The sequence below is a fragment of the Pseudomonas sp. B21-021 genome, assembly GCF_024749205.1.
Taxonomy (GTDB): domain Bacteria; phylum Pseudomonadota; class Gammaproteobacteria; order Pseudomonadales; family Pseudomonadaceae; genus Aquipseudomonas; species Aquipseudomonas paraglycinae.
Window position 1 is genome coordinate 1,640,789 of sequence record NZ_CP087192.1, and the last position, 24,700, is coordinate 1,665,488.

Genomic DNA, 24,700 nt, shown 5'->3' on the forward strand with positions numbered 1-24,700 from the left:
GGTCAGTGATCCTGAGGGTGATTATCGGCTGTGGCGAGGAACTCCAGCAGCGTTTGATTGAAGCGTTCGGGCTGATCGAGCGGGGTGGCGTGGCGCGAATCGGCGATCACCACCAGCCGCGCATCGGGCAGCAGTCTGACATAGGTTTCTTTCAGCGAAACCGGGGTGTAGTCCCGGTCGGCGCTGACGACGAGGGTTGGACAGGTGACCCGGGAAAGTCGTTCCTGAACCCCCCAGCCAACAATCGCATCGAAGCTGGCGAGATAAGCACGTTTGTCGTTTTTTGCCCAGCGCTCCGCCATTTTCTGACGCAAATCGGCCTGCTCCGGTTTGGGGAACAGCTTGGCGCCAAGGGCTTTGCCGATGGTGGCAAGGCTGAGCAGGCGCATCAGGCTCCAGCGCTTGAACCACTGCCAGTAATCGTCGCGGCTGCGCACTTTGACCTCGGGTGCGCTGTTGACGATGGTCAGGCTCTTGAGCATCTGCGGCTGATCGACGGCGAACTGGAAGCCGATCATGCCGCCCATGGACAGCCCGGCGTAGTGCACCGGGCCGAGCTTCAAATGCTCGATCAGGGCAACGATGTCGGCGCTGAACCCGGCGATGCTGTAGCGCTCGCGGGGCTTGTCGGAGCGGCCGTGACCGCGCACATCCGGGACGATCACCCGGTAATGCGCGGCCAGCGCGGGAATCTGCATTTCCCAGTCCAGGGTGCTGGAGCCCAGACCGTGAACCAGCAGCAACGGATCGCCGTGGCCATATTCCTCGTAGTGCAGGTTGCAACCTTCATGCTCGAAATACGCCATCGGTGAACTCCGTGTCAGGCTTGTTCGGGGGCGGCGAACGGTGCGTCCAGCGGCAGAGTGTCGAAGGTGCGCAGCAGTTCGACGAGGATCTGCGAAGCCGGGCCCAGGGGTTTGTCCTTGTTCGAGTACAGATAGAAGCTCGGATTGCGGCTGCCGCCCTGATCCAACGGTAGCAGCTTGAGCAGGCCTTCTTTCAATTCCCGTTCGATCATGTGCCGTGGCAGCCAGGCGAAGCCCAGGCCGCTGGAGACAAAGTTGGCGGCGGTGGCGAGGCTGCCGACAGTCCAGCGCTGTTCGGCGCCGAGCCAGCCGACGTCCCGGGGTTGCTGGCGGCCGGAGTCGCGGATCACCACTTGCATCTGGGTTTCCAGATCCTGGAAATTCAGCTCGCGGTTCAACCGGTGCAGCGCGTGTTCGGGGTGGGCGACGGCGACGAATTCCACGTCGCTCAATTCCGCGCCGAGGTAACCGGGAATGCTCAGGCCGGTGATGGCCAGGTCGGCCACGCCTTCGAGCAGCACTTCTTCGACGCCCGACAGCACTTCCTCACGCAGACGCACGCGGCAGCCACGGCTTTGCGGCATGAACGCGGTCAGGGCGCGGACGAGGCGGGCGCTGGGGTAGGCGGCGTCGACCACCAGCCGCACTTCGGCTTCCCAACCCTGCTCCATGTGATGGGCGAGGTCTTCCAGCTGGCTGGCCTGTTTCACCAGTTGTCGCGAGCGGCGCAGCAACACGCCGCCGGCTTCGGTCAGCACAGCCTTGCGGCCGTCGATGCGCAACAGCGGCACGCCGAGCTGATCCTGCATGCGGGCGACGGTGTAGCTCACCGACGATTGCGAGCGATGCAGGGCCTCGGCGGCCTGGGCGAATCCGCCGTGGTCGACCACGGCCTGCAACGTTCGCCATTGATCAAGGGTCACGCGGGGCGCTTTCATCAATAGCTCCTCTTGTCCTAAGCTGGCGATCCCTCATGGAGACTGCCGAATGAAAAAATTCTGTTGTGTGTTGCTGGCGCTGCTTCCGCTGACTGCGTTTGCGTACCCGATCGATGTGGAAAAGGACCTCAACGGCCTGAAGATCGACTACAACGCGTTCGACACCGATAACGACATCGGCTCCATCCAGGTCAACAACTACGGCGACGTCGACGCGACCTGCAAGGTGGTGTTCACCAACGGCCCGGAAGCGCCGCGCACCCGCAACATCGAAGTGGCCGCGGGCAAGCATAAGAACGCCACGGCCAAGTTCACCCGGACCATCATCAAGCTGCGCATCAAGCTGAGCTGCACCCCGAAATAGCGTCACGGCCCTGTGGGGGTGGGCTCCCACAGGGTATGGCTTGCATCTAAACGAATTTTTCGATGCTTTGCAGCAATTATTTGCGCTTTCTCATCGATACGACTCTGTTTAACCTTCACTCCATCGACTTACAACATTCTCGGATGGAGGCTACACAACATGTCCCGCGTTCTGATCATCGAAAGCAGCGCCCGCCAGCAAGACTCGGTTTCCCGTCAACTGACCCAGACCTTTATCAGTCAGTGGAAAGCGGCGCATCCGGCCGATCAGATCACCGTACGTGACCTCGCCGTGAACCCGGTGCCGCACCTGGACATCAACCTGCTGGGCGGCTGGATGAAATCCGCCGAGCAGCGCAACGACAGCGAGCAGTCCTCGCTGGACCGTTCCAACGAATTGACCGATGAGTTGCTGGCGGCCGACGTGCTGGTGATGGCTGCGCCGATGTACAACTTCGCGATCCCGAGCACCCTGAAAGCCTGGCTCGACCACGTACTGCGTGCCGGCGTGACCTTCAAGTACACCGAAACCGGCCCGCAAGGCCTGCTCAGCGGCAAGCGTGCCTACGTGCTGACCGCTCGCGGCGGGATCTACGCCGGCGGCCCGGCGGATCATCAGGAACCGTACCTGCGTCAGGTGATGGGTTTCATCGGTATCCACGACGTGACCTTCATCCACGCCGAAGGCATGAACCTGGGCGGCGACTTCCAGGAGAAAGGCCTCAACCAGGCCAACGCCAAACTGTCCCAGGTCGCTTGATATGTTAATCGCCAGATAATCGCCGATTGTTCTAGTGACCTGGCGCAACCCCTTCAAGGCTCTACGCGCATCGAACCTCCCTTTGCACTTGTTGCTCCTGAGTGCTGTAGCCCGATTGAACGCTTTAGCGAGATCGGGCTTTTTTTTGCCTGCGATTTTTGCAACGCAGCACCTCCCCTGTGGGAGCGGGCTTGCTCGCGAAAGCGATGTTTCAATCAAGATTGATATCGCCTGACACACCGCCTTCGCGAGCAAGCCCGCTCCCACATGGATCTGTGTTGTTGGAGGGTTCGCGATCAGAAGCAAAAAACGCTATCGTCGCCGCCATTCGAAATCGAGGCGAGCATGGGCTATCTACTTTTTGTCACGCTGATCCAGGCGTTTTCCTTCAGTCTGATCGGCGAATACCTGGCCGGTCATGTCGACAGCTACTTCGCGGTGCTGGTGCGGGTGGTGCTGGCCGGGCTGGTGTTTATCCCGCTGACCCGCTGGCGTTCGGTGGAACCGGCGTTCATGCGCGGCATGCTGCTGATCGGCGCGTTGCAGTTCGGCGTGACCTACGTCTGCCTGTATTTGAGCTTCCGCGTGCTGACGGTGCCGGAAGTGCTGCTGTTCACCATCCTCACGCCGCTGCATGTGACGCTGATCGAAGACGCGCTCAACCGACGCTTCAATCCGTGGGCGCTGATCGCCGCACTGGTGGCGGTCGCAGGCGCGGCGGTGATCCGCTACGACCGGATCAACCCGGACTTCTTCATGGGCTTTTTGCTGCTGCAACTGGCCAACTTCACCTACGCCGCCGGGCAGGTTCTGTACAAACACCTAGTGGCGAAACACCCGAGCGATCTGCCGCACTACCGGCGTTTCGGTTTCTTCTACCTCGGCGCATTGGCGGTGGCGTTGCCGGCGTTCCTGCTGTTCGGCAAATCCAACTTCCTGCCCGAAGCACCGCTGCAATGGGGCGTGCTGGTGTTCCTCGGTTTGGTCTCGACCGCACTCGGTTTGTACTGGTGGAACAAGGGCGCGTGCCTGGTCAACGGCGGCACCCTGGCGGTGATGAACAACCTGCACGTGCCGGTGGGCTTGCTGCTGAACCTGCTGATCTGGAATCAGCATGAAGAGCTCGGGCGGTTGTTCCTCGGTGGCAGCGTGATCCTGGCGGCGGTGTGGATCAGCCGGTTGGGGATTCGCAGGCCGGCGCCAGTTGCCCCACCAGAAACTCGATAAACGCCCGGGTCTTCTGCGGCACCCGCCGCGCTGACGAATACACCGCGTTGATGGTGATTGCCGGGGCTTGCCATTCGCACAGCACCGGCACCAGTCGCCCGGCGGCCAACGCTTCTTCGACGATGAAGTCCGGCAGCAGCGCAATGCCCATGCCGGCCTCGGCCGCTTGCGCCAGCAGGTCGCCGTTGTTGGCGTGCAACGGCCCGGTGACGTTGACGCGCTGGGTCTCCTTGCCGTTGCACAGTTGCAGGCTGACCCCGCTCTGCAGATAGCCGTAGTTCAAGCATTGATGTGAGCGCAGATCCTGCGGGGTTTGCGGTGTGCCCGCGCGTTCGAGGTAAGCAGGGGAGGCGACCATGATTCTTGGCGCCGGCGCCAGTTGCCGGGCGATCATGGTCGAGTCGGGCAGGCTGGCGATGCGGATCGTCACGTCGAACCCGCCGCGCACCGGATCGACCTGCTGGTCGCTGAGCACCAGTTGCAGCTCGATGTTCGGGTGCTGCTCGTGGAACAGCGGGATCAGCTTGCCCAAGCGCCGCAGGCCGAACGACATCGGTGCGTTGACCCGCAACACTCCGCGCAATTCGCCCACCCCGTCCCGCGCTCGCTGCTCGGCCTCGTCCAGTGCCGCAATCACTTCCCGCGCCGCTTCGAAATACTCGGCACCGGCCTCGGTCAGGTGCAGGCTGCGGGTGGTGCGTTGCAGCAGCTGTACGCCGATGGCTTCTTCCAGCGCCTGAATCTGTTTGCTGACTTTCGAGCGGGGCACGTCCATCGCCCGGGCAGCAGCTGCGAAGCCGTTTTCGCCGACCGTCACCACGAAGGCGCGCATGCATTCGATGCGATCCATGATTGTCCCTTTTTTAGAATCAATGATTCTCGATTTTAGGGAATTGTCCCTTTATCGGCTAGCCCCTAAAGTGACATCCAAGCCGAGACAACAACGCCGCAGACGGCACGCCACTCGACTCACCCATTACCCAATCGAAACTCTGAAACGACATCAAAAGGAACGCGCCATGTCTATCCGTGAACTGCTGAACCCAACCAACTCCGCCCTGATCCTGATCGACCACCAGCCGCAAATGGCTTTCGGCGTGCAGTCGATCGACCGTCAGACCCTGAAGAACAACACCGTCGGCCTGGCCAAGGCTGCCAAGATCTTCAACGTACCGACCATCTACACCTCGGTCGAAACCGAAAGCTTCAGCGGCTACATCTGGCCGGAGCTGCTGGCGGTGCACCCGGAGCAGAAGCCGATCGAGCGCACCTCGATGAACTCCTGGAAGACAAGGCGCTGGTTGACGCCGTGAAGGCCACCGGCCGCAAGAAACTGATCATCGCCGCGCTCTGGACCGAGGTCTGCCTGACCTTCCCGGCGCTGGAAGCCCTGGCTGAAGGCTACGAGGTGTACATCGTTACCGACGCGTCCGGCGGCACTACCAAGGAAGCCCACGACATGTCGGTGCAGCGGATGATTCAGGCCGGCGCAGTGCCGGTGACCTGGCAGCAAGTGCTGCTCGAATACCAGCGTGACTGGGCGCACAAAAACACGTATCAGGCGGTAATGGACCTAGTGCTGGAACACAGCGGCGCGTATGGCATGGGCGTCGATTACGCCTACACCATGGTGCACAAGGCACCGCAGCGGCAGGCCTGATAAATCGGCCGGACAAAAAAAGACGCAACCGGGGTTGCGTCTTTTTTTTGCGTTTGAAGAAAGCGTTACATCAGATGTTTTTCGGCTGCCGGAATATGGCTCGCGCCAAGGACTGCCGGCAATATCCCGGAGCGCAAATCCCCACCACTCGGCTGCTGATACAGGCTCAGGCCAAACTCCGGCAGTACCGCCAGCAGGTAATCGAAAATATCCCCCTGGATCCGCTCGTAATCGGCCCACACCGTGGTCGTGGTAAAGCAGTAGATTTCCAGCGGAATGCCTTGGGCGGTGGTCTGCATCTGGCGGACCATGCAGGTCATGTTCGGCTGGATCTCCGGGTGACTCTTCAAGTAAGCCAAGGCATAAGCGCGGAACGTACCGATGTTGGTCATGCGCCGGCGGTTGGCCGACATCGCCGCGACATTGCCTTGCGCCTCGTTCCAGGCCTTGAGCTCGGCTTTCTTGCGGCCCATGTAGGCGGTCAGCAGGTGCACCTGGGAGAGTTTTTCTTCTTCATCGTCGCGGATGAACCGCACACCGCTGGCGTCGATGAACAGGCTGCGCTTGATCCGTCGCCCGCCGGATTGCTGCATACCGCGCCAGTTTCTGAACGACTCGGACATCAGGCGCCAGGTCGGGATCGAGACGATGGTCTTGTCGAAGTTCTGCACCTTGACCGTGTGCAGGGTGATGTCGACCACGTCGCCATCGGCGCCGACTTGTGGCATTTCGATCCAGTCGCCGACCCGCAGCATGTCGTTGCTGGTCAGTTGCACGCTGGCGACGAACGACAGCAGGGTGTCCTTGTAGACCAACAGGATCACCGCCGACATCGCACCCAGACCGGACAGCAGCAACAGCGGCGAACGGTCGATCAGGGTGGCGACGATGATGATCGCGCCGAACACGTACAGAACCATTTTCGCCAGCTGCACATAACCCTTGATCGAGCGGGTGCGGGCGTGTTCGGTGCGGGCGTAGATGTCCAGAAGCGCATTGAGCAGGGCGCTGACCGACAGCAGCAGGAACAGAATGGTGAATGCCAGTGCGACGTTGCCGAGGAACACCGTGGCGGTCTTGCTCAGCTCCGGCACCAGATGCAGGCCGAACTGGATCACCAGCGAAGGCGTCATCTGCGCCAGACGCTGAAACACCTTGTTATGGCGAAAGTCGTTGATCCAGTGCAGCGCGGGCTGGCGACCGAGCATGCGGCTGGCATGCAGGATCAGGTAGCGTGCCACTCGTCCGAGGACCAGCGCGATCACCAGCAGCAGCACCAAAGCCAGGCCGGCGTGCAGGAGCGGGTGCTGTTCGAGGGCACCCCAGAGGTCTTGGGCGTTGAGCCAGAGCTGTTTGAAATCCATAAGAGAGACGATTCTTCTGTAAGACGCGACGGGCGATTAGAGCATTTAAGACGCTGTGTATTACCGTTGAAGACAAATCGAGCAACAAAAAAGCCACTGATTACGGCGTATTTCATAAAGAAACTCGGCCTGAGCGCTCGAAACCGGTAACCTATGCAGCTGATTTTTTGCATATCTTCGAGGTAGCACCCGTGTTTTCCCAATTCGCCCTGCACGAACGCCTGCTCAAAGCCGTGGCCGAGCTGAAATTTGTCGAGCCAACGCCTGTGCAAGCCGCGGCCATTCCGCTGGCGCTTCAGGGGCGTGACCTGCGGGTGACGGCGCAAACCGGTAGCGGCAAGACCGCCGCTTTCGTCCTGCCGATCCTCAACCGCCTGATCGGCCCGGCCAAGATCCGCGTCAGCATCAAGACCCTGATCCTGCTGCCGACCCGCGAGCTGGCCCAGCAGACCCTGAAGGAAGTCGAGCGCTTTTCGCAGTTCACTTTCATCAAGTCTGGCCTTATCACCGGCGGTGAAGACTTCAAGGTCCAGGCCGCCATGTTGCGCAAGGTGCCGGACATCCTGATCGGTACTCCGGGCCGGATGATCGAGCAACTGAACGCCGGCAACCTCGATTTGAAAGAAGTCGAAGTGCTGGTGCTCGACGAAGCCGACCGCATGCTCGACATGGGTTTTGCCGAAGACGTGCAGCGTCTGGTCGACGAATGCCCGAACCGTCAGCAGACCATGCTGTTCTCCGCCACCACCGGCGGTTCCGGCCTGCGCGAGATGATCGCCAAGGTGCTGAACAACCCTGAGCACTTGCAGCTCAACGCGGTCAGCCAGCTGAACGACACCACCCGTCAGCAGATCATCACCGCCGACCACAACCAGCACAAAGAACAGATCGTGAACTGGCTGCTGGCCAACGAGACCTACCAGAAGGCCATCGTCTTCACCAACACCCGGGCCATGGCCGACCGCATCTACGGTCGCCTCGTTGCCCAGGAATACAAGGCGTTCGTGCTGCACGGCGAAAAAGACCAGAAGGATCGCAAACTGGCGATCGACCGTCTGAAGCAGGGCGGCGTGAAGATCCTGGTGGCCACCGATGTGGCGGCCCGTGGTCTGGACGTTGACGGCCTGGATCTGGTGATCAACTTCGACATGCCACGCAGCGGCGACGAATACGTACACCGCATCGGTCGTACCGGCCGTGCCGGCAACGACGGTCTGGCGATCTCGCTGATCTGCCACGGCGACTGGAACCTGATGTCGAGCATCGAGCGTTATCTGAAGCAGAGCTTCGAGCGCCGCACCATCAAGGAAGTCAAAGGCACCTACGGCGGACCGAAAAAGGTCAAGGCCTCGGGCAAAGCCGTCGGCGTGAAGAAGAAAAAGACCGACGCCAAGGGCGACAAGAAGAAAACCGCCGCCAAGACCCCGACCAAGCGCAAGAGCGCCAACCGTCCGAAGCCGGACGCTCTGGTGAGCAGCGATGGCATGGCCCCGCTGAAACGCCGCAAGCCGGCAGCACCAGCGGCTGAATAAGTCGTTTCAGGCAGGCAAAGAAAAACCCGGACATGGTCCGGGTTTTTTTATCGCCAGGGTTTATCAACTGCCCAGCAGGCCAGTGGTGTCGGCATCAAAGCGCCGCTTGGCCTGATCGGCTGCCGGTTTGAGCTGTGCGAGCAGGGCGGCCTCGCTGTACAGCCCGGTCAGCGCCAGTTCTTTTGGGGTTGGCTCGATCGGGATCAGTACGTCTTCGCCGGCCGCATGCAGCCAGATCGCTACAAGGTGCAGCGCCGACACAAACAGCATCCGCAGCTCAACGGTTTTACCCTTCAGTTGCGGCGATTGCTCCGCCAGCCTCAGCGCATCGACCGTGGCGGCCGCCAGATTGCCATGGTTCAACGAGGCGAACTCGACGTGACCGCGTACTTCGGCCAATTGCGCATCGGCAATCGACACCCCGCCTGAGAACACCAGGTAATGCCAATCGCCCACTCGGGCGTTTTTCAGGCCTTTGCCCTGGCTCAGGTCGTCCAGACTGAGCGAGTAGCCACGATAGGCTTCGCTGAGGCTGATCCCGGCGGGCGCAGCACTGGCGAACTGGCGATTGACGCCAAAACCCTGGGTTTGCAACGCGGCCTGCAGGGCCGGACGCAAAGTCTGTACGCCGTTGGAAGGCGCCTTTGGATAAGTCAGTTGCATGATGTCGCCCCCTGGTTTTTCGCCGTGAAGTAAGTGTGGGTCCAGTTGCCGCCGCCGTTGTAGGAACCGGGGAAGGAACTCAGCGCGCGGGTCGAATAGCCGTAAATCGAGTCCGCAACCAGCACGTAATTGCCGTTGGTGCCGTAGATCGCCAGAAAGTGCGCACCGCCGCCGTACCAGGCGCAACGCAGGCCGATCGGGCGGCCCATGTTGATCTGGTTCTGGATGGCCGACATCTGCAGCGAGCCCGAATTCATGCCGTTGAAACTGCGGGTGATCTTCAGCGCAACGTCCAGATAGCCGTACACGTTGCACGGCCCCGGTTGATTGCAGCAGTTGCGATCCAGCGCGGCGCTGGCAACGGCGCATTGGGTCCAGGACCCGGTGCCGTAATAATTGCCGACCGAGGCGGAAGCGGCGGCCCAGCACCAGTTGGTCTGGGTCTGTTGCTGCATCGTGAAGTTCAGGCTGGCAGCAGCCAGGGCGCGCTGTTGAACAGCTGCCTCGACCTCGACCAGTTGCGGGTCGAGCAGATGTCCGATCAGACATTCGGGCAGGGTGTTGCCGGTGAATGCCGTTGTTTCAGTGGTTAACATTTTTCAATCCTCCATGAATGAAAACAAACGTTCCGCGTTTGCGGGATAACGGTATTACCGAGCGATCGGTGTTCAAGGGTTGCCATCTCCGATGGCCGGTTCCGATCAGGCTCGGGGTAACCCTAGGTGTGAATATGCATTTGTGCAAATAACAAAATGCACTAATGCAAATTTCCGGATAAAAGGAAGCAGGCTTTGGTATCGATCCAGCCTGATCGATGCCAAAGCCTGCCGTTGTCTGAGCGGGTGCTATCCCTCGGTTTTTTTCTCCGCCGACCCCAGCTCTTTCAAGCGCTGATCGATCAACTGACATTTGTCCGGCAGATCGGCGGAGGCAGTGCCCAGGTCCATTTTCTGCAACTCGGCGTTGATCTCTTTGGCCTTGGTCGGGTTTTGCTCGGTGAGCTTCGCGACTTCCTTGGCCAGTTGCTCACGTTTGGCGGTGGCTTCCTCCGGCGTACAGGCCCAAACGGGCAGGGCGCAGGCGAGCGTGGCGGCGAGGGTGAGCTTGAGCAGGGTTTTCATGGGGGCAGGCCTCAGTTCCGGTTAAGGCGGGTTAACCGGTTGAGGGTTCTGGCTAGCGAAAAGTTCACTGCGACTGGCGTTAGGGGGATGCCTTGTTCAAAAGTCGACCTCGGCAATTGAAATGCCTATGCATCGGTTGAATACATCGACAAGAGGATCGTCATCACCGTGGTAGGAGTGAATACATGCCTTGATCCATTCCACTTGATCGACCATCCCCCAGTCGATGAGATAGCCGGCGTTGAAAATGATGTATTCGAACAGGATGCGCTGGGTTCGGCCATTTCCCTCCCTGAACGGATGAGCCACATTTAGGGTGCCATACGAAGCGGCGACTGCTGAAACCAGCTGTTGACGGGAAAACCCTTCAAACCACCCAGCGTCCGCCATTTTCGAAAGTTCTCTAGCGACTTCACGCTCAATGTATTCCGGGCTGCAAAATCGCGTACTGCCTTTACTGATCGCCAGTGTCCGGATTTCGCCGGCCCATGGATAGATCGCTTCAAACAAGGTGCGGTGCACCCGTTTTAAAGTTGCAAGACTGTAGGGAGGAGGAATGAATTCCAAACGCGCAGAGGCGACTTCGTTGATGTAGCGTTCTGCCTCATCCAGGTCTTCGGCATTGCGCAAGTCGAGCAAATTGACAAGAACGTCAGTGCCCGGATAACAATCCGGGGCTTGGTCAGAACCGTATTTATCGTTGCTCAAGCTTTCAAGAGCTGGACCGCTCTCAAGGCAGCGGCCCTGGTGGGAAGTTTGATATCGCCATCAGTCGGAGATGGAACAAAGCCTTCCAGGCGCAGGCTGGCCGCGAAATTGGCTCTGCGTTGCTTCGCGAACCAGGCTTTCTTGGTTTGCAGACTCAGCTTTTCCATATCGGCCTCTTGATGCGGGAATGTGCCAATTATAGTCGAACGAAGCCGTGACGGCTCGTTCGACCTAGCATCGCACATCCTGCGGCACCATTGAACCCGTTCACGCTGACGGGCTACCCATCATGGCAGCAACTGGATTTTGCGGCGCCTTCGTAGCGGTCATGGTGCCGCACCCATTCCATGATCTCATCCTCGTTCCGGCCCTTGGGCGTGAGGTCGAGGTAGTTGTAGGCGCCGACCAGCAGGTCGAGGCCGCGAGCATAGGTTGAGTAGGTGTGGAAAATGTCGCCGTTGTCGGCGCGATAAAACACGCTGAGCCCGGGCATTTCTTCCTCGCCGCTGTCGGTCTTTTCGTAGTTGTACGTAGCCTTGCCTGCTTCGACATCCTCTGCACGGGCGCACACGCCGAAGTCGTAGTTGAAATCGCAGCCGTCCGACGATACCCAGTCGAATGTCCAGCCCATCCGCCGCTTGAACGCCTGGAATTCGGCGAACGGTGCGTGGGACACCGCCACCAGCGCAATGTCGTGATGGGCCAGATGCTGGTTAGCACCATCAATGTGATCGCTGAGGAATGAACAGCCCGGGCAGCCCTCTTCCCAGCCCTTGGCGAACATGAAGTGGTAAACGACGAGTTGGCTGTGTTTGCCGAAAAGATCGGCAAGTTTCAACTCGCCGTTCGGCCCCATGAAGCGGTAATCCTTGTCGACCTTCACCCAGGGCAGGGCGCGGCGTTTGGCGCTGAGGCGGTCGCGTTCCTTGGTGAAGGCCTTTTCATCGGCCAGATGCTGCTTACGGGCGGTGAGCCATTCTTCGCGCGACACCACCGGATGATTCTCAACGTTCATGATGATTTCTCCTGCGGGGGTTGAAACCGTCTGTCTCAGACTAGTCGTTCAACCACCCGGGAAATCGACAGACCGCCGGTCGGTCGGGGCGCCGAATAATCCTGAACGGTAGCGCAGCGCTCCGGTCACAACCTGTGAACGCGCCAAAAAATCACGCGCACCGGAGGTTGAATCAGGATGACGACTTATAACTGGGATTTGATTGAACGCCTGCTGCATGAAGTGCAGAACGGCGCGGGCCACAGCTTTGCGCCACGGTCTTTCGCCGAAGACTATGCGGCGGAAAAAGCGGCGGCGGGCCAGCCGATCGAGAATCTGGATCACCTGAAAACGCTTGCCTGCGACTATGAGCAACTGCTGCTGTTGCGCGGTTACATCCAGCCCCGTGGCGAAGACGAGGGCAGCACCGGCAACAACTTCAGCCTGACCCCGCGCGGATCCAGCCTGTTGAGCCTGATCGACAGCAGCATTCCCGGCAATGATCATCCGCGCGAAGTGCTGGATGATCAGGAAGACGCGCTGGATGAGCTGACGTTCGATGAGGTGGCCTCCAAGGCGCAGATCGCCTGAGGCTTTGCACAAAATGTGGGAGCGAACGTGCTCGCTCCCACATGGGTTTTGCAGTGATCTCAGCTTTTTTGTGCGGCCTTCAGGCACTTCAAATCATTGAAGTCCTTGCGCACTCCCTCGATCTTTTTCAACAGGCGCTGGCGCTGCTGCGGCGTACTGTCGGCCATCAGATCGACGAACAGCGAACGGGCCTGCGCCTCGGTATTGGCGTAGGCCTTTTGGTAATCCGCTGTCCATAACCGATCGCGATTGACCAGAAGCGTCTCGATCCGTTGTGGGAATTCAGGACTGTTGCGTTGCGCCACCGCCGCGCTGAATTGCTTCTGCCAGTGGGCGCGGTTGGCGATCCACTGGGTGTTCTGATCGCCCAGGGCGGTCGACCAGGCCATCACCCGCTGTTCCTGCTTGGCGCTCAACGGGCCGAGCCAGTCGTTGAGACGCTTGTCCATGCGCGCGCCACGTTCGGCAATCTGCTGCGACAGCGGTGGCTTAAGGTATTCCTGCTGGCGCTTTTGCAGGTCTTTGGCAAAGGCGTCGTTCATTTCGGCGACCTGTTTGTCGTCCAGCCCTTGCAGCAACTCAATCGCGGACGGAGTGATTTCCCGCGCGGTTTCGGCGATCGCCTGCTTGGCTTCTTCGGTGCGGGCCTGGAGCGCGGCGTCGGTGACCTGATTGGTCTCGACCATGGTTTGCAGGCGATCCAGCCAGTCGAGATAACCCGGCAGTTGCGTGGTGCAGTGCCAGCTCAGGTGTTCCCTGAGGCGTTCGTTGAACCAGCCTTTCTGCTCGCCGTTCATGTCCAGGTAGTCGCTGAGCGTCCACGGAATGATCACGTCGAGATTGCGATAGGCCAAGCCGACACGGCTGCAGGCGCCGAGGGCGAGGGTCAGGATCAGTAGAACGGCGAGGCGTTTGAACCAGCTAGACATGGGCGAGTCCTTGCGAAAGCCAGCCTTGAGGGTCTGATGCTCATGTGAACGCAGGATGGCCCCGGCAGTTCAGCCAATCAATAGAACGCGCGTTCGGCCTTGAGCGTGACCAGCCCGTCGCACTGACTGTTATGCCCGGAATAGGCCGAGCAATCGCTGCCGCTGAGGCTTGAATTGCTGTAGATCAGGTCGAGGTCGATGCCCATGAACGGCCGGGAAAATTTCACCGACCAATCGGTAAAACTGCTGACATAACCCCCGTCCACCGAGACCGGCGTGTTGAGCTGATGGGTGGTGTATTTCATGCTGATCCCGATGCCGAACGGCTGATTGCCGCCCAGGTCGGCAAACAGGGTGTTGTTCTGTTTATCCGGATCGTTGCTCAGGGCGATGCCGATCCGGCTGCCGAGCAGGGTCAGGCCACCAAACAGTTCCTGGCTGTCGAGGGTGTCGACCTTGGGATAGCTGTAATGGATCATCCCGACTTCGTAGCCGAGGGTTTGATCGAAAGGTTGTTTAAAGCCGACGTAGGAATCGATTTCGAGATTCTTCCCCGGCGTGAGGCCCATGCTCGGTGCGTACTGACCGACATAGAGGCCGCTGTCGTGACTCAGGTCCAGCCCGCCGTGGAACGAGCCGACCGCCGAAGGTTTGACCAGCCCCTGGGCCATGCTGCGGCTGGGCGTGGTGCCGAGCTTGAGGTCGAAGTCGCCGAGTTCACGCTGAAAAATCTGCGCGTGCGCCGCCGGGCTCGCCAGCAGGCCTACAAGCAATAAACAGGAAGATTTGAGCATGCGTCACTCCTTGAGCAGCGAGCGCAGGTGCGACAAACCTGCTGAAACGCTTGATCCAGACGCGTGCAAGGATACCGGCGAATGATCGGCATTGAGGGCCGTTCGTCGATTTCTGCTGTTTTGAATGTTTGATTAAACGTAAGAGAGGTCTTGCGAGGGATCCGGTCCAGACGCTTCGAAGCTCAAAGCGCCTTTGGACAGGTGTGCTGCGGGGGTGTTACTTCTTGCCCAGGCTGATCTGCTTGGACGGGCCGAACGTCTGGCCGCTGACGCCCTTGGCAATTTGCTGGATCTCGCCGCCGGACTTGAGGAATGCCGCGATTTGATCGTTGATCGATTCGCTGGTTTCAACGGCTGGAGCTGGCTTTGCTTTGCTGGTGGATGCTTTTACACGCATGGCGGCCATTAACCTGTAGAAAAGTAACTCGGCCAGGCATCGTACAGGAATAACTTGACAATTGCTTGGTAAATATCCCCCGGAATAACCCAGCGCGCTGGTGGATTATTCTCGATTAATTATTCGAAATATCCCGCTAACCTGCTGTTTTAAATAACAACATTTATTGGATTTGAGGCTGCCAGCCGGCGTCGGGATCAGACGAAAGCCGTCACGCTGGCCTGACGAGTGGCGCGCGTGCGGCGCGAAATCCAGGAAAATCAAGGCCTCCCGCAGATTTTCGGTCAGCCGTCCGATCTGGCGACCGACGAATCCGGCAAAACCGGGTAGAATGCCGCCCACGCAATGAGGGTATTGGAAATGGCTTTAGTCGGGCGTTACAACAGTTTGCAAGTGGTTAAACACACTAACTTCGGTTTATATCTGGACGGCGGTGCCGACGGCGAAATTCTTTTGCCCAACCGTTATATCCCTAAAGATATTCCCAGCGAAGATGAAGACTGGCTCAATGTTTTCATTTATCTGGACAGTGACGACAAACTTATTGCCACCACTGAAAAACCAAAAGTTCAGGTCGGTGAATTTGCCAGTTTGAAAGTTGTTGAAGTCAACAGCATCGGCGTGTTCCTCGACTGGGGCCTGCCGAAGGATCTGCTGCTGCCTTACTCCGAAGAAAAGCGCCAGATGACCGCCGGCGAGTACTGCGTGGTGCACGTCTACCTCGACAAGCACACCCGCCGCATCACCGCGACCGCGCGCCTGGATCGTTATCTGGACAAGACCCCGGCCAACTACAGCGTGGGCCAGGAAGTTGATCTGCTGGTGGCCGAATCCACCGACATGGGTTTCAAGGCCGTCATCAACAACAAGCACTGGGGTCTGATTCACAAGAATGAAATCTTCAAGTTCATGCGTTCCGGCATGCGCGAGAAAGGCTTCATCAAGGAAGTGCGCGCCGACGGCAAGATCAGCCTGAGCCTGCAACCGGTGGGGCAGGAAGCGGCCAGCAGCCTGAACTCGAAGATCCTCGCCAAGTTGCGCGAAAACGATGGCACTCTGGCGGTCAGCGACAAGAGCGATCCGGCACTGATCAGCAGCCTGTTCGGTGTCAGCAAGGGCAACTTCAAGAAGGCCATCGGTTCGTTGTACAAGGAAGGCAAGATCGTCATTCACGCCGATCGCATTGAACTAACCTGAGCCTGACGTGGCCCATGTTGCATGGGCTCACTCGAGGTCGGGCAGATGAAAAAAGCACTGATTGCCTACGTCGCTACGCTGCTGACGTTTCTTCTGCTCGACGGGCTCTGGCTCGGCGTGCTGATGGCGCCGACCTATCGCGAACTGCTCGGTTCGCTGATGCTCGAAAAACCGTTGCTGGTGCCAGCAGCGGTTTTTTATTGCCTGTACGTTTTCGGCTGCGTGGTGTTTGTGGTGCTGCCGTCGCTGACCTGGCAACGCGCCGCCCGCATGGGCGCACTGCTCGGGCTGGTCGCTTATGGCACTTATGACCTGACCAATTGGGCGACATTGCGTGGCTGGTCGGCGCAGGTGTCGCTGATGGATTGGGCCTGGGGGACATTTGCCACGGCGCTGGCCTGTACGGTCGGGTTTTGGGCCGCTCGCCGAAGCTGACGGCAGGCATGACGCAACAGGGCAATTGCATGTCTTTGCCGGGCGGCAATTTCTGTCCGACTGGTTGATAATCCCTGCCATCCTTTTTCGCCCCGGACAAAGAGCCGGGGCTTTGTTTGACCATTGGAAAAACTGCCATGTTGTGTGTGTTAGAGGTGTCGAGGTGAGCGTCAGTCGGCGCAGTGCCGACGGGTTTGCCCTGCAAGTGATGATCGGCCTGTGCCTGATCTGGGGCGTGCAGCAGGTGATGATCAAGTGGGCGGCGACCGACATTGCGCCGGTTATGCAGGCGGCGGGGCGGTCGGGGATTTCCGCGTTGCTGGTAGGACTGCTGATCTGCTGGAAGGGCGGCTGGGATCAGGTCGGCAACACTTGGCGCGGCGGCTTGCTGGCCGGTGCCTTGTTCGGGCTCGAGTTCCTGTTCATCTCCGAAGGCTTGCAGTTGACCACGGCGGCGCACATGTCGGTGTTCCTCTACACCGCGCCGATCTTCACCGCGCTGGGCGTGCATTTTCTGTTGCCGAGCGAGCGTCTGCGGCCGGTGCAATGGCTGGGGATTTTCCTCGCGTTCGTCGGGATTGCCGTGGCGTTTGCCGGCGGCGTGTCGTGGGACAACCTCGACCGCCGGATGTTGATGGGCGATGCCCTCGGCGTGCTGGCCGGTGCCAGTTGGGGCGCGACCACCGTGGTGGTGCGCGCCTCGCGTCTGTCGGAAGCGCCGGTGACCCTGACCCTGTTCTATCAGCTGATCGTCGGTTTCATCGGCCTGTTGCTGATCGCGCTGCTCAGCGGCCAGATCACCCACGTCAGTCTGACCGTCGTGGCCGTGGGCAGCGTGTTGTTCCAGGGGCTGGTGGTGTCGTTCTTCAGTTACCTGACCTGGTTCTGGCTGCTGCGTCGTTATCTGGCGGCCAACCTCGCGGTGTTTTCCTTCATGACGCCGTTGTTCGGCGTCACGTTCGGCGTGGTGCTGCTCGGCGAAGAACTGAGCCTGAACTTCATCATCGGCGCGGTGCTGGTGTTGCTCGGCATCACTTTCGTCAGCGCGGAACAGTGGGTGCGTCGGCGCCTGCGCAAAGCCCTCGGCCAGCCGTAACCGATTTGCACGCCAGACCGCCGGCAATCAGCAGGCCGCTGCCGGCGATCACCAGCGCCGGTTGCAGGCCGCCGCTGAAGTGGCTGCTGACCGCCGCCAGCAACGGCCCGCTGAGCTGACCGACGGCGAAGCATGCGGTGAGCAGGCCGGCGTTGCGCTGGGTGGCGTGGGGCGCCAGTTCCCGGGAGCGTTGCATCACCAATTGCATGCAGGCCAGGAACGGCGTGCCGCACAGGATCACGCCCAATGCCAGGCCGAGGCCGCTGCCCAACAGGCAAGCGAACACCCCGGCAGCCTGCAACCATAGCGTCGCCATCAACCAGTGCCGGGTGGTTTCCGGATCGTGCCGTCGCAAACTCACCAGCAACACGCCAATCGCTGCGCCGAGGCCGAAGCACGGCCAGAACAGATCGGCCTGCCATTGCCCGTGAAACTGCGCGTTGGCCATCTGCGACAGGAACGTGGCCGGGATGATGTAGCCCACGCCATACAAGGCATACACCACCGCCAAACGCCCAATGCCACGATTCGATGAACTTGCCGCAGTCGGTGCGGCCGGCACACCGACGCCCGGTTGCGGCAGGATCCGCACGATTCCCAGCAACATCACCAGCGCCACGGCGGCGTAAATCAGCCACAGGGTGGCGGAAGTCTGCTGCGCCAGATGTGAGAACAGCGCCAACAGCCCAGTCAGAAAAATCCCCAGCCCCGGCCCGGCAAACACCAGCGCTCCCAGACGTGGACGACCCGCCGCCGCAGCCAGCGGCTGACTCAGCGCAGTAATCATCACCAGCACCCAGGCACTCGCCACACCGGTGCCGAAACGCAGCAACAGGTGCGACCAGAACCCGTTGGCCCAGAACGACGCCAGCGTCAGCAACACACACAACCACAGACCGCCATGCAGGCGCCGCTGCACCTGATTGGGCCGACGGGAAAACATCGCATCCACCGCGCCGAGCAGGTAACCGAGGTAGTTGGCTGCCGCAATCAGACCGGCGGCCGTCAGGTCGATCTGCCCTTCGCTGAGCAGGTGCGGCAGTTGCGGGGTGAGGGCGAAACGCCCGATGCCCATGGCCATCATCAGGGCAATGAAACAGGCGGATAAGCGAATCAGCGGCGACATGGTCTGGATTCCGTTGGAGGTTCAGTGACCGTCAGGCTAGGACTGATTGACTTTCTTTAAAATTGAATAATAGTGAGTAACTTGTTCAGTTCAGGAGAAAGGTTGTGGAGTTCAGCCAATTGCGGATCTTCCAGGCCGTGGCGGAGGAGGGCTCGATTACCCGCGCCGCCGAACGTTTGCACCGCGTGCCGTCGAACCTGTCGACCCGGCTCAAACAGCTGGAGGAGCAACTGGGTGTCGAACTGTTCGTCCGTGAGCGTCAGCGTTTGCAGTTGTCGCCTGCGGGAAAAGTCCTGCTGGACTACACCGGCAAACTGTTCGCCCTGCGCGATCAGGCCAGTGCAGCGGTGATGGGCGGGCAACCGGCGGGGGATTTCGTGCTCGGTACGCTGTACAGCACGGCGGCGATCCATTTGCCGGCGCTGCTGGCGCGCTATCACAAGCAATATCCAGCGGTGAATCTTCAGGTGCAGTCCGGGCCCAGCGGTGAATTGCTCGAAGGCCTGCTCACCGGTCGCCTCGACGCCGCGCTGGTGGACGGCCCGCCGCAACTGGCCGGGATCGATGGTGTGCCGCTGTGCAACGAACGGCTGGTGCTGATCAGCGAGGCCGATCACCCGCCGATACGCAGCGCCAGGGATGTCGAAGGGCGGGCGGTATTCACCTTTCGCCATGGCTGCGCCTATCGCGCGCGGCTGGAAGCGTGGTTCGCGCATTATCAGGCGGCGATGGGTCGGGCGATGGAGATCGAGTCCTATCAGGGCATGCTCGCCTGCGTGATTGCCGGCAGCGGCGTGGCGCTGATGTCGGAGTCGATGCTCGCCAGCCTGCCGGGGCGCGAAAGCGTGGCGGTGCACCCGCTGGCCGAGCCTTTTGCCAGTGCGACAACATGGCTCATGTGGCGCCGGGGCATGGTCGGCGCCAACCTCAATGCGTGGATCGAACAGCAGCAGGCGCTCTATCCCGTGGCTGGCGAAGACGTGCGGGAAACGGCTTGAACGAACGGTCAGGGATTTGGATCAATTCAGTAACAGATCATTGCGGATTTGGCCGAGCATTGCGTAGGACTTCGGACTATTATCAGTGCGAAGCGGCCTCAGAATTCCGGACGCTCAGCACCACCCTGAAGGGGGCATGACGATGAAAGAGAAAATTCAAAACTGGCTGCACGATTTGGGTGTTGCCCTCGGCTTGATCGAACCGCCTCTGCAACCGGTCCCGATTCGCACCGATGACGAACAGCGTCGGCGTCAGCCACGTCGGCGGTAATGCCCCGCTTTGAAGGATCAAAGGATTTAAACGACAAAAGATCGCACCCGGCCGTCACTCCATTGGAGTGGCGGCCGGGTGCGATCTTTTGTTTTCAGTGACGCCCGATTTCCATCAGAAACCGGCTCAGGTCATTCGCGGTTTTCGCGGTCTTGAGCATCCGGTCCTCTTCGGCGGTGAAGGCCGTCAGTCCGAATTCATCTTCCAGATGGAAGATCAGATCCTCGATATCCGCTTTTTCCAGCCCCAGTTGCGCGAGGCTGGTGTTGTCGTCGAATTCACGATTTTCCAGCAGGCGCAGGATGAACCGGTGCACGGCAGCACGCACGGCAGCTCTTCTCATGGCAGATCTTTGTGTTGTTAGTCTGACTGAAGTACAGCAGGCCTCAGGCGTGCCGGCGCAACCATTCGTCAATCATCCCGCGCAGATGCTCTCCGGAAAAACTGCCGAAGTGCCCGCCATGCACCGTGCGGATCTTCAACCCCTGCAAACGGCGCAGGCTGGCGGCGTAATCATCGAGGTTGGAATGGTAGGCGTCTTCGATCAACGGCCCGTCGTAAATGATGTCGCCGCTGAACAGTGTCTCCGTGGCCGCTTCGTAGAGGCTGATCCCGCCCGGTGAATGCCCCGGCGTGTGCAGCACCTGCAACGTGCGATTGCCCAGGTCCAGCACATCGCCATCCTCGACAAACCCGGTGGCCGGCGCCGCCTTGACCCGGTATTCGGCGTAGCACAACGGGCAATCCGGGTGCGCTTCGAACATGTCGTCGCCGACGAAGGCCCGGCTCAGATCGTTCTCGCCATCCGGCGCTGCCAGAATGTCCGCCTCGGCGGGATGGACCAGCCGTTCGGCAAATTCGTGATGCCCGGCGATGTGGTCGAAATGGCAATGACTGGCCACCGCCACCAGCGGCCGTTCGGTCAGCCACGGCAGTTGCTCGCGCAGACTCACCAGCCCGGAACCGCTGTCGAGCAGCAGATCCTTGTCCCGCCCCTGAACGTGCCACAGGTTGCAGCGGTAGAACGGGCGGATGAACGGCTCGTGAATCAGCCGAATGCCGTCGCTCAGGGTTTGCACTTCGAACCACTGATCGCGAGAAACAATCTTCATAAGCACTTTCCTTGAGACGAAAAAAACGGGTGTGGCAACCGACGCCACACCCGCCGAAGAAAGCATCAAGTCGTTGTGTTCAGCTTAGATCGCGCTGGCCACCACGTTTGGGCGACGGGAAATCAGGCTGACCACCACAAAGCTCACCAGACCCACAGCCAGGCTGTAGTAGATCGGCGTGTTGGCATCCAGACCATCCTTGAACATGAACAGCAGGGCGGTGGCGAAACCCAGGCCCATGCTGGCGATGGCGCCGGCAGTGGTCGCGCGTTTCCAGAAGATCGCACCGATCAGCGGGATCAGCATGCCGCCCACCAACAGGTTGTAAGCGAGGGTCAGGGCGCTGATCACGTCGTTGACCACCAGCGCGATGCCCAGCACCACGATGCCGGTCAGCAGGGTGAACAGACGGTTCACACCCAGGCTCGACTGTTTGCCGCCACGCAGTTTCGGCAGGAGGTCTTCGGTCAGGGTGGTGGCGGCGGCGAGCAGGCCGGCGCTGGCGGTGGACATCATCGCGGCCAAGGCAGCGGCGATCACCAGACCACGGATACCGTCCGGCAGCGACAGTTTGACGATCGCGGCGAAGGCATTGTTGACGTTGTCCAGATCCGGGATCAGTACGTGCGCCGCCATGCCGATCAGGGCGCAGGCCAGGCCGTAGAGGATGCAGTAGATGCCCGCGAAGCTACCGGCGTACTGAGCGACTTTTTCGTTCTTGACGGTGAACACCCGTTGCCAGATGTCCTGACCGATCAGGATGCCGAAGAAGTAGATCATGAAGTAGGTGATGATCGTGTCCCAGCCGATGGTGGTGAAGCTGAAGGCGGTGGCCGGCAGTTTCAGCACCAGCTCGTCCCAGCCGCCAACGCGGTACAGGCAGATTGGCAACAGGATGAACATCAGGCCGACGGTCTTGATGATGAACTGGACGATGTCGGTCAGGGTCAGCGACCACATGCCGCCGATGGCCGAGTACACCACGACCACGCCACCGCCGAGCAGTACCGAGATCCAGAACGGCAGGCCGAACAGCACTTGCAGCACGGTGCCGATGGCGAGGATCGAGGTCACGCCGATCATCAGTGCGTAGGCCAGCATGATCGCCGCGCTCGCCGAGCGGGCCATCGGGTTGTAGCGTTTTTCCAGGACCTGGGTAACGGTGTAGATCTTCAGTTTCAGCAGCGGCTTGGCCAGGAACAGGTTCAGCGCGACGATGCCGCAACCCAGTGCCGCGCACAGCCAGAAACCGGAAATGCCGTGCACGTAGCCGAGGCGGACGGTGCCGACGGTGGACGCGCCACCGAGAACGGTCGCGGCCATGGTGCCCATGTACAGGCTCGGGCCGAGGTTACGCCCGGCGACCAGGAAGTCCTCGTTGGTCTTGGCCTTGCGCATGCCAAAGTAGCCGAGCAAGAGCATGCCGGCGGCGTAGATGAGGACGACGAATAAATCCAAAGCCATGATGGCGTGTCTCCGATTGTCTTTTTTATGGTGAAACAAAATTGGTTCTATGAGGCTGCCCTTGTGGGAGCGGGCTTGCTCGCGAAGGCGTCGGCACATTCAAAAGTGATGTGACTGACAGATCGCATTCGCGGGCAAGCCCGCTCCCACAGGGTTAATCAGGCGGCCTGACGCAGCGCCGCTTCAGCCGGCGCATGCGCGCCTTTGCTCCGGGGATCCTTCGGGCCGTAGACCAGCGCCGGTTCCGGGAACAGGCTCAGCAGCATCAGGTACATCACCGAGGCCAGACCGAGGGTCACCAGCAGGCTGATGTCGATGCCGCCGGCCAACTCACCGAGTGGACCAACGAACTGCCCCGGCAGGTTGACGAAGCACAGGCCGACCGCTGCGCTCGGGATCCACGCGCCCAGGCCGCGCCAGTTCCAGCCGTGGCTGAACCAGTAGCGTCCGCCTTGTTCGCCGCGAGTGAACACTTGCAGGTCGTCCGGGCAGTAGAAGCCGCGACGCACCACCAGGCCGATGATCATGATCACCATCCACGGAGTGGTGCAGGTGATGATCAGCACGGCGAAGGTCGACACGCTCTGTACCAGGTTCGCCGCGAAGCGCCCGATGAAGATGAAGGCAATCGACAGCACGCCGATCAGCAGCGTCGCCTTCACTCGCGACAGCAGGCGAGGGAACACGCTCGACATGTCCAGCCCGGTGCCATACAGCGAGGTGGTGCCGGTGGACATGCCGCCAATCACTGCAATCAGGCACACCGGCAGGAAGAACCAGCTCGGCGACACCGCCAGCAGACCGCCGACGTAGTTGTTGGCTGCGATGTAGTCCGGTGCCTGGATCGCCACGATGGTCGCGGTGGTCAGGCCGAACAGGAACGGGATGAAGGTGGCGATCTGCGAGAGCACCACCGCCGCCATGATCCGCTGACGCGAGGTTTCACGCGGGATATAGCGGGCCCAGTCGCCGAGGAACGCGCCGAAGGAAATAGGGTTGCTCATGGCCACCAGCGCGGCGCCGATGAACGCGGCCCAGAAGCCCGGCTGGCCGAGGCTGACAGTACCGGCGTAGTGCGAATCGAAAGGACCGGCGAAAGCGAAGATGCCCAGCAGGAACAGCAGGCTTGCGCTCCACACCGCGACCTTGTTCACCCACAGCAGGAAGCGGAAGCCGTAGATGCACACGGTCAGCACCAGAATTGCGAACAGACCGTAGGCCAGGCCCAGGGTCAGGTCGGTTTCCGGCAGGCCGATCAGGCGTTTCGCACCACCGATCAACGCATCTCCCGAACTCCACACCGAGAGCGAGAAGAAGGCGATGGCGGTCAGCAGCGACAGGAACGAACCGACGATCCGCCCGTGCACGCCGAAGTGTGCACCGGACGACACGGCATTGTTGGTGCCGTTGAGCGGGCCGAACAGGCCCATCGGTGCAAGGATCAGCGAGCCAAGCAGCACGCCCGAGACAATCGCCCAGACGCCCGCCTGAAAGGACAGGCCGAACAGCACCGGGAAACTGCCGAGTACGGCGGTGGCAAAGGTGTTCGCGCCGCCAAAGATCATGCGGAACAAATCCACGGGACCGGCGGTGCGTTCGTTGTCCGGGATCTGTTCGACCCCGTGGGTTTCAATCTGCGTAAGGCTTTGGTCTTTGTTGTTGTTATTCATGATCTGCTCCGATCATAAAGGCGCGCTCATCGTGCGTGAGCGTCACCTGTCTTGGCTAAGGGGATGGCAGCCCTTCCGGCATTGCGGACAAATGTTCGTGGCAGGCCAGCCAATGGCCTTGTTGTTCTAGGCTCGACGCTTGTTTTCTGAAAACAATCGTCTCGCGCTCCTGGCTGAAGTGTTGCTCCCCTTGCATGCGCAGCTCGGTGGCCACGTCATGGATGAAAATCGCCACGTCACCCTGCAGGCTGACGAAGGCGTTGCTCGAGGTGCAGGACAGCACCTCGAAGCCATCCTCGGCGCGCCAGCTGTCCCACAACGCCTGATAGGCATCGCGCGACAGCAGGGGCTGTTCGAGGGTGTAGAACACGAAGCTCGCGTCGCTGCTGAATGCACCGAAGTAGGCTTCGCGATCGTTGCGGGCGAAGGCGGACACCAGATCGGCGGCCGCTTTCAGAACCTCATCACGTTCGTTCATGACCCG

General features: G+C 60.4%; 29 protein-coding genes and 1 pseudogene. 11 read left to right on the top strand and 19 right to left on the bottom strand.

Annotated elements, in window-relative coordinates:
* Positions 1-2: 2 nt before the first annotated feature.
* Together LOY31_RS07335 and LOY31_RS07340 are read right to left on the bottom strand one after the other, a co-directional pair.
* Entirely contained in the window at positions 3-806 is an 804-nt protein-coding gene (locus tag LOY31_RS07335) for an alpha/beta fold hydrolase (protein ID WP_007956542.1), read from the bottom strand.
* A 14-nt stretch (positions 807-820) separates the two neighbouring features.
* Complete coding sequence (locus LOY31_RS07340) at positions 821-1,744, bottom strand: LysR family transcriptional regulator (RefSeq protein WP_007956543.1); 924 nt, start codon at positions 1,742-1,744, stop codon at positions 821-823.
* A 49-nt stretch (positions 1,745-1,793) separates the two neighbouring features.
* On the opposite strand from LOY31_RS07340, the gene LOY31_RS07345 reads away from it, so the two are divergent.
* From LOY31_RS07345 to LOY31_RS07355, 3 genes are all read left to right on the top strand, one after another.
* Positions 1,794-2,108 carry a hypothetical protein gene (locus LOY31_RS07345; protein WP_011332961.1) on the top strand — a complete coding sequence of 105 codons (315 nt, stop codon included), beginning with the start codon at positions 1,794-1,796 and terminating at the stop codon, positions 2,106-2,108.
* Between the two features lie 159 nt (positions 2,109-2,267).
* A complete protein-coding gene (locus tag LOY31_RS07350) occupies positions 2,268-2,867 on the top strand; it encodes an FMN-dependent NADH-azoreductase (RefSeq protein WP_007956545.1) in 600 nt (199 codons plus the stop codon).
* A 345-nt stretch (positions 2,868-3,212) separates the two neighbouring features.
* The gene (locus tag LOY31_RS07355; RefSeq protein WP_085605643.1) at positions 3,213-4,094 is read left to right on the top strand and encodes a carboxylate/amino acid/amine transporter; all 882 of its coding nucleotides are present in this window, start codon (positions 3,213-3,215) and stop codon (positions 4,092-4,094) included.
* Here LOY31_RS07355 and LOY31_RS07360 read toward each other — a convergent pair.
* Positions 4,039-4,944: a LysR family transcriptional regulator gene (locus LOY31_RS07360; RefSeq protein WP_085605645.1), complete on the bottom strand. Its 906-nt coding sequence runs from the start codon at positions 4,942-4,944 to the stop codon at positions 4,039-4,041. The two genes, LOY31_RS07355 and LOY31_RS07360, sit on opposite strands and share 56 nt — an antisense overlap.
* A 169-nt stretch (positions 4,945-5,113) precedes the next feature.
* Here LOY31_RS07360 and LOY31_RS07365 point away from each other — a divergent pair.
* Positions 5,114-5,754 (top strand): annotated as a pseudogene (locus tag LOY31_RS07365) (hydrolase).
* A 65-nt stretch (positions 5,755-5,819) separates the two neighbouring features.
* Here the strand turns inward: LOY31_RS07365 and LOY31_RS07370 are convergent.
* Positions 5,820-7,118, bottom strand: a complete 1,299-nt coding sequence (locus LOY31_RS07370) for a mechanosensitive ion channel family protein (protein WP_221533379.1) — start codon at positions 7,116-7,118, stop codon at positions 5,820-5,822.
* 191 nt (positions 7,119-7,309) lie between these two features.
* Between LOY31_RS07370 and LOY31_RS07375 the strand changes: the two genes are divergently transcribed.
* Complete coding sequence (locus LOY31_RS07375; RefSeq protein ID WP_085605653.1) at positions 7,310-8,650, top strand: DEAD/DEAH box helicase; 1,341 nt, start codon at positions 7,310-7,312, stop codon at positions 8,648-8,650.
* A 63-nt stretch (positions 8,651-8,713) separates the two neighbouring features.
* Here the strand turns inward: LOY31_RS07375 and LOY31_RS07380 are convergent, their stop codons facing one another.
* The 6 genes from LOY31_RS07380 to LOY31_RS07405 form a co-directional block, all read right to left on the bottom strand.
* Positions 8,714-9,313: a hypothetical protein gene (locus LOY31_RS07380; RefSeq protein ID WP_221533378.1), complete on the bottom strand. Its 600-nt coding sequence runs from the start codon at positions 9,311-9,313 to the stop codon at positions 8,714-8,716.
* Positions 9,304-9,909, bottom strand: a complete 606-nt coding sequence (locus tag LOY31_RS07385) for a papain-like cysteine protease family protein (protein WP_179692320.1) — start codon at positions 9,907-9,909, stop codon at positions 9,304-9,306. Before LOY31_RS07385 ends, LOY31_RS07380 begins: the two co-directional genes overlap by 10 nt.
* Before the next feature lie 249 nt (positions 9,910-10,158).
* Positions 10,159-10,434, bottom strand: coding sequence for a hypothetical protein (locus LOY31_RS07390; protein WP_007956561.1), 276 nt, complete (start codon positions 10,432-10,434; stop codon positions 10,159-10,161).
* Positions 10,435-10,530: 96 nt separating this feature from the next.
* Positions 10,531-11,142: a Fic family protein gene (locus LOY31_RS07395; RefSeq protein ID WP_221533377.1), complete on the bottom strand. Its 612-nt coding sequence runs from the start codon at positions 11,140-11,142 to the stop codon at positions 10,531-10,533.
* On the bottom strand, positions 11,139-11,309 hold the full coding sequence (locus LOY31_RS07400; protein WP_007956564.1) for a YhfG family protein: 171 nt from the start codon (positions 11,307-11,309) through the stop codon (positions 11,139-11,141). The genes LOY31_RS07395 and LOY31_RS07400 overlap by 4 nt, the downstream gene beginning before the upstream one ends.
* Positions 11,310-11,422: 113 nt before the next feature.
* Positions 11,423-12,157 (bottom strand): thioredoxin family protein, encoded by a 735-nt coding sequence (locus LOY31_RS07405; protein WP_221533376.1) that lies wholly within the window; start codon positions 12,155-12,157, stop codon positions 11,423-11,425.
* A gap of 177 nt (positions 12,158-12,334) precedes the next feature.
* Here LOY31_RS07405 and LOY31_RS07410 point away from each other — a divergent pair, with 177 nt between their 5' ends.
* Positions 12,335-12,727, top strand: coding sequence for a transcriptional regulator (locus LOY31_RS07410; RefSeq protein ID WP_102686001.1), 393 nt, complete (start codon positions 12,335-12,337; stop codon positions 12,725-12,727).
* A gap of 59 nt (positions 12,728-12,786) precedes the next feature.
* Here the strand turns inward: LOY31_RS07410 and LOY31_RS07415 are convergent, their stop codons facing one another.
* From LOY31_RS07415 to LOY31_RS07425, 3 genes are all read right to left on the bottom strand, one after another.
* A complete protein-coding gene (locus LOY31_RS07415; protein WP_258713053.1) occupies positions 12,787-13,656 on the bottom strand; it encodes a DUF6279 family lipoprotein in 870 nt (289 codons plus the stop codon).
* 77 nt (positions 13,657-13,733) lie between these two features.
* Positions 13,734-14,450 (bottom strand): TorF family putative porin, encoded by a 717-nt coding sequence (locus LOY31_RS07420; RefSeq protein WP_007956569.1) that lies wholly within the window; start codon positions 14,448-14,450, stop codon positions 13,734-13,736.
* A 217-nt stretch (positions 14,451-14,667) separates the two neighbouring features.
* Positions 14,668-14,856, bottom strand: coding sequence for a hypothetical protein (locus LOY31_RS07425; protein ID WP_016985943.1), 189 nt, complete (start codon positions 14,854-14,856; stop codon positions 14,668-14,670).
* 351 nt (positions 14,857-15,207) lie between these two features.
* On the opposite strand from LOY31_RS07425, the gene LOY31_RS07430 reads away from it, so the two are divergent.
* The 3 genes from LOY31_RS07430 (at position 15,208) to LOY31_RS07440 (ending at position 17,575) form a co-directional block, all read left to right on the top strand.
* Positions 15,208-16,044 (top strand): S1 RNA-binding domain-containing protein, encoded by an 837-nt coding sequence (locus tag LOY31_RS07430; protein ID WP_127797242.1) that lies wholly within the window; start codon positions 15,208-15,210, stop codon positions 16,042-16,044.
* Positions 16,045-16,089: 45 nt separating this feature from the next.
* Complete coding sequence (locus LOY31_RS07435) at positions 16,090-16,479, top strand: DUF2177 family protein (RefSeq protein WP_085605668.1); 390 nt, start codon at positions 16,090-16,092, stop codon at positions 16,477-16,479.
* A gap of 163 nt (positions 16,480-16,642) precedes the next feature.
* A complete protein-coding gene (locus LOY31_RS07440) occupies positions 16,643-17,575 on the top strand; it encodes a DMT family transporter (protein WP_221533374.1) in 933 nt (310 codons plus the stop codon).
* Here the strand turns inward: LOY31_RS07440 and LOY31_RS07445 are convergent.
* Positions 17,520-18,701, bottom strand: coding sequence for an MFS transporter (locus LOY31_RS07445; protein WP_221533373.1), 1,182 nt, complete (start codon positions 18,699-18,701; stop codon positions 17,520-17,522). The two genes, LOY31_RS07440 and LOY31_RS07445, sit on opposite strands and share 56 nt — an antisense overlap.
* A gap of 104 nt (positions 18,702-18,805) precedes the next feature.
* Between LOY31_RS07445 and ptrR the strand changes: the two genes are divergently transcribed.
* A complete protein-coding gene (gene ptrR / locus LOY31_RS07450; RefSeq protein ID WP_007956575.1) occupies positions 18,806-19,699 on the top strand; it encodes a putrescine utilization regulator PtrR in 894 nt (297 codons plus the stop codon).
* Positions 19,700-19,841: 142 nt separating this feature from the next.
* Complete coding sequence (locus tag LOY31_RS07455; RefSeq protein WP_003184145.1) at positions 19,842-19,970, top strand: PA1414 family protein; 129 nt, start codon at positions 19,842-19,844, stop codon at positions 19,968-19,970.
* A gap of 94 nt (positions 19,971-20,064) precedes the next feature.
* Here the strand turns inward: LOY31_RS07455 and LOY31_RS07460 are convergent, their stop codons facing one another.
* From LOY31_RS07460 to LOY31_RS07480, 5 genes are all read right to left on the bottom strand, one after another.
* Entirely contained in the window at positions 20,065-20,313 is a 249-nt protein-coding gene (locus LOY31_RS07460) for a hypothetical protein (RefSeq protein ID WP_007956577.1), read from the bottom strand.
* 43 nt (positions 20,314-20,356) lie between these two features.
* On the bottom strand, positions 20,357-21,082 hold the full coding sequence (locus LOY31_RS07465; RefSeq protein ID WP_221533372.1) for an MBL fold metallo-hydrolase: 726 nt from the start codon (positions 21,080-21,082) through the stop codon (positions 20,357-20,359).
* Between the two features lie 84 nt (positions 21,083-21,166).
* Positions 21,167-22,546, bottom strand: a complete 1,380-nt coding sequence (locus tag LOY31_RS07470; RefSeq protein ID WP_221533371.1) for a sodium:solute symporter — start codon at positions 22,544-22,546, stop codon at positions 21,167-21,169.
* A gap of 158 nt (positions 22,547-22,704) precedes the next feature.
* Positions 22,705-24,216 carry a cytosine permease gene (locus LOY31_RS07475; protein ID WP_007956582.1) on the bottom strand — a complete coding sequence of 504 codons (1,512 nt, stop codon included), beginning with the start codon at positions 24,214-24,216 and terminating at the stop codon, positions 22,705-22,707.
* Positions 24,217-24,271: 55 nt separating this feature from the next.
* Positions 24,272-24,694, bottom strand: a complete 423-nt coding sequence (locus tag LOY31_RS07480; RefSeq protein WP_221533370.1) for a nuclear transport factor 2 family protein — start codon at positions 24,692-24,694, stop codon at positions 24,272-24,274.
* Positions 24,695-24,700: the final 6 nt, after the last annotated feature.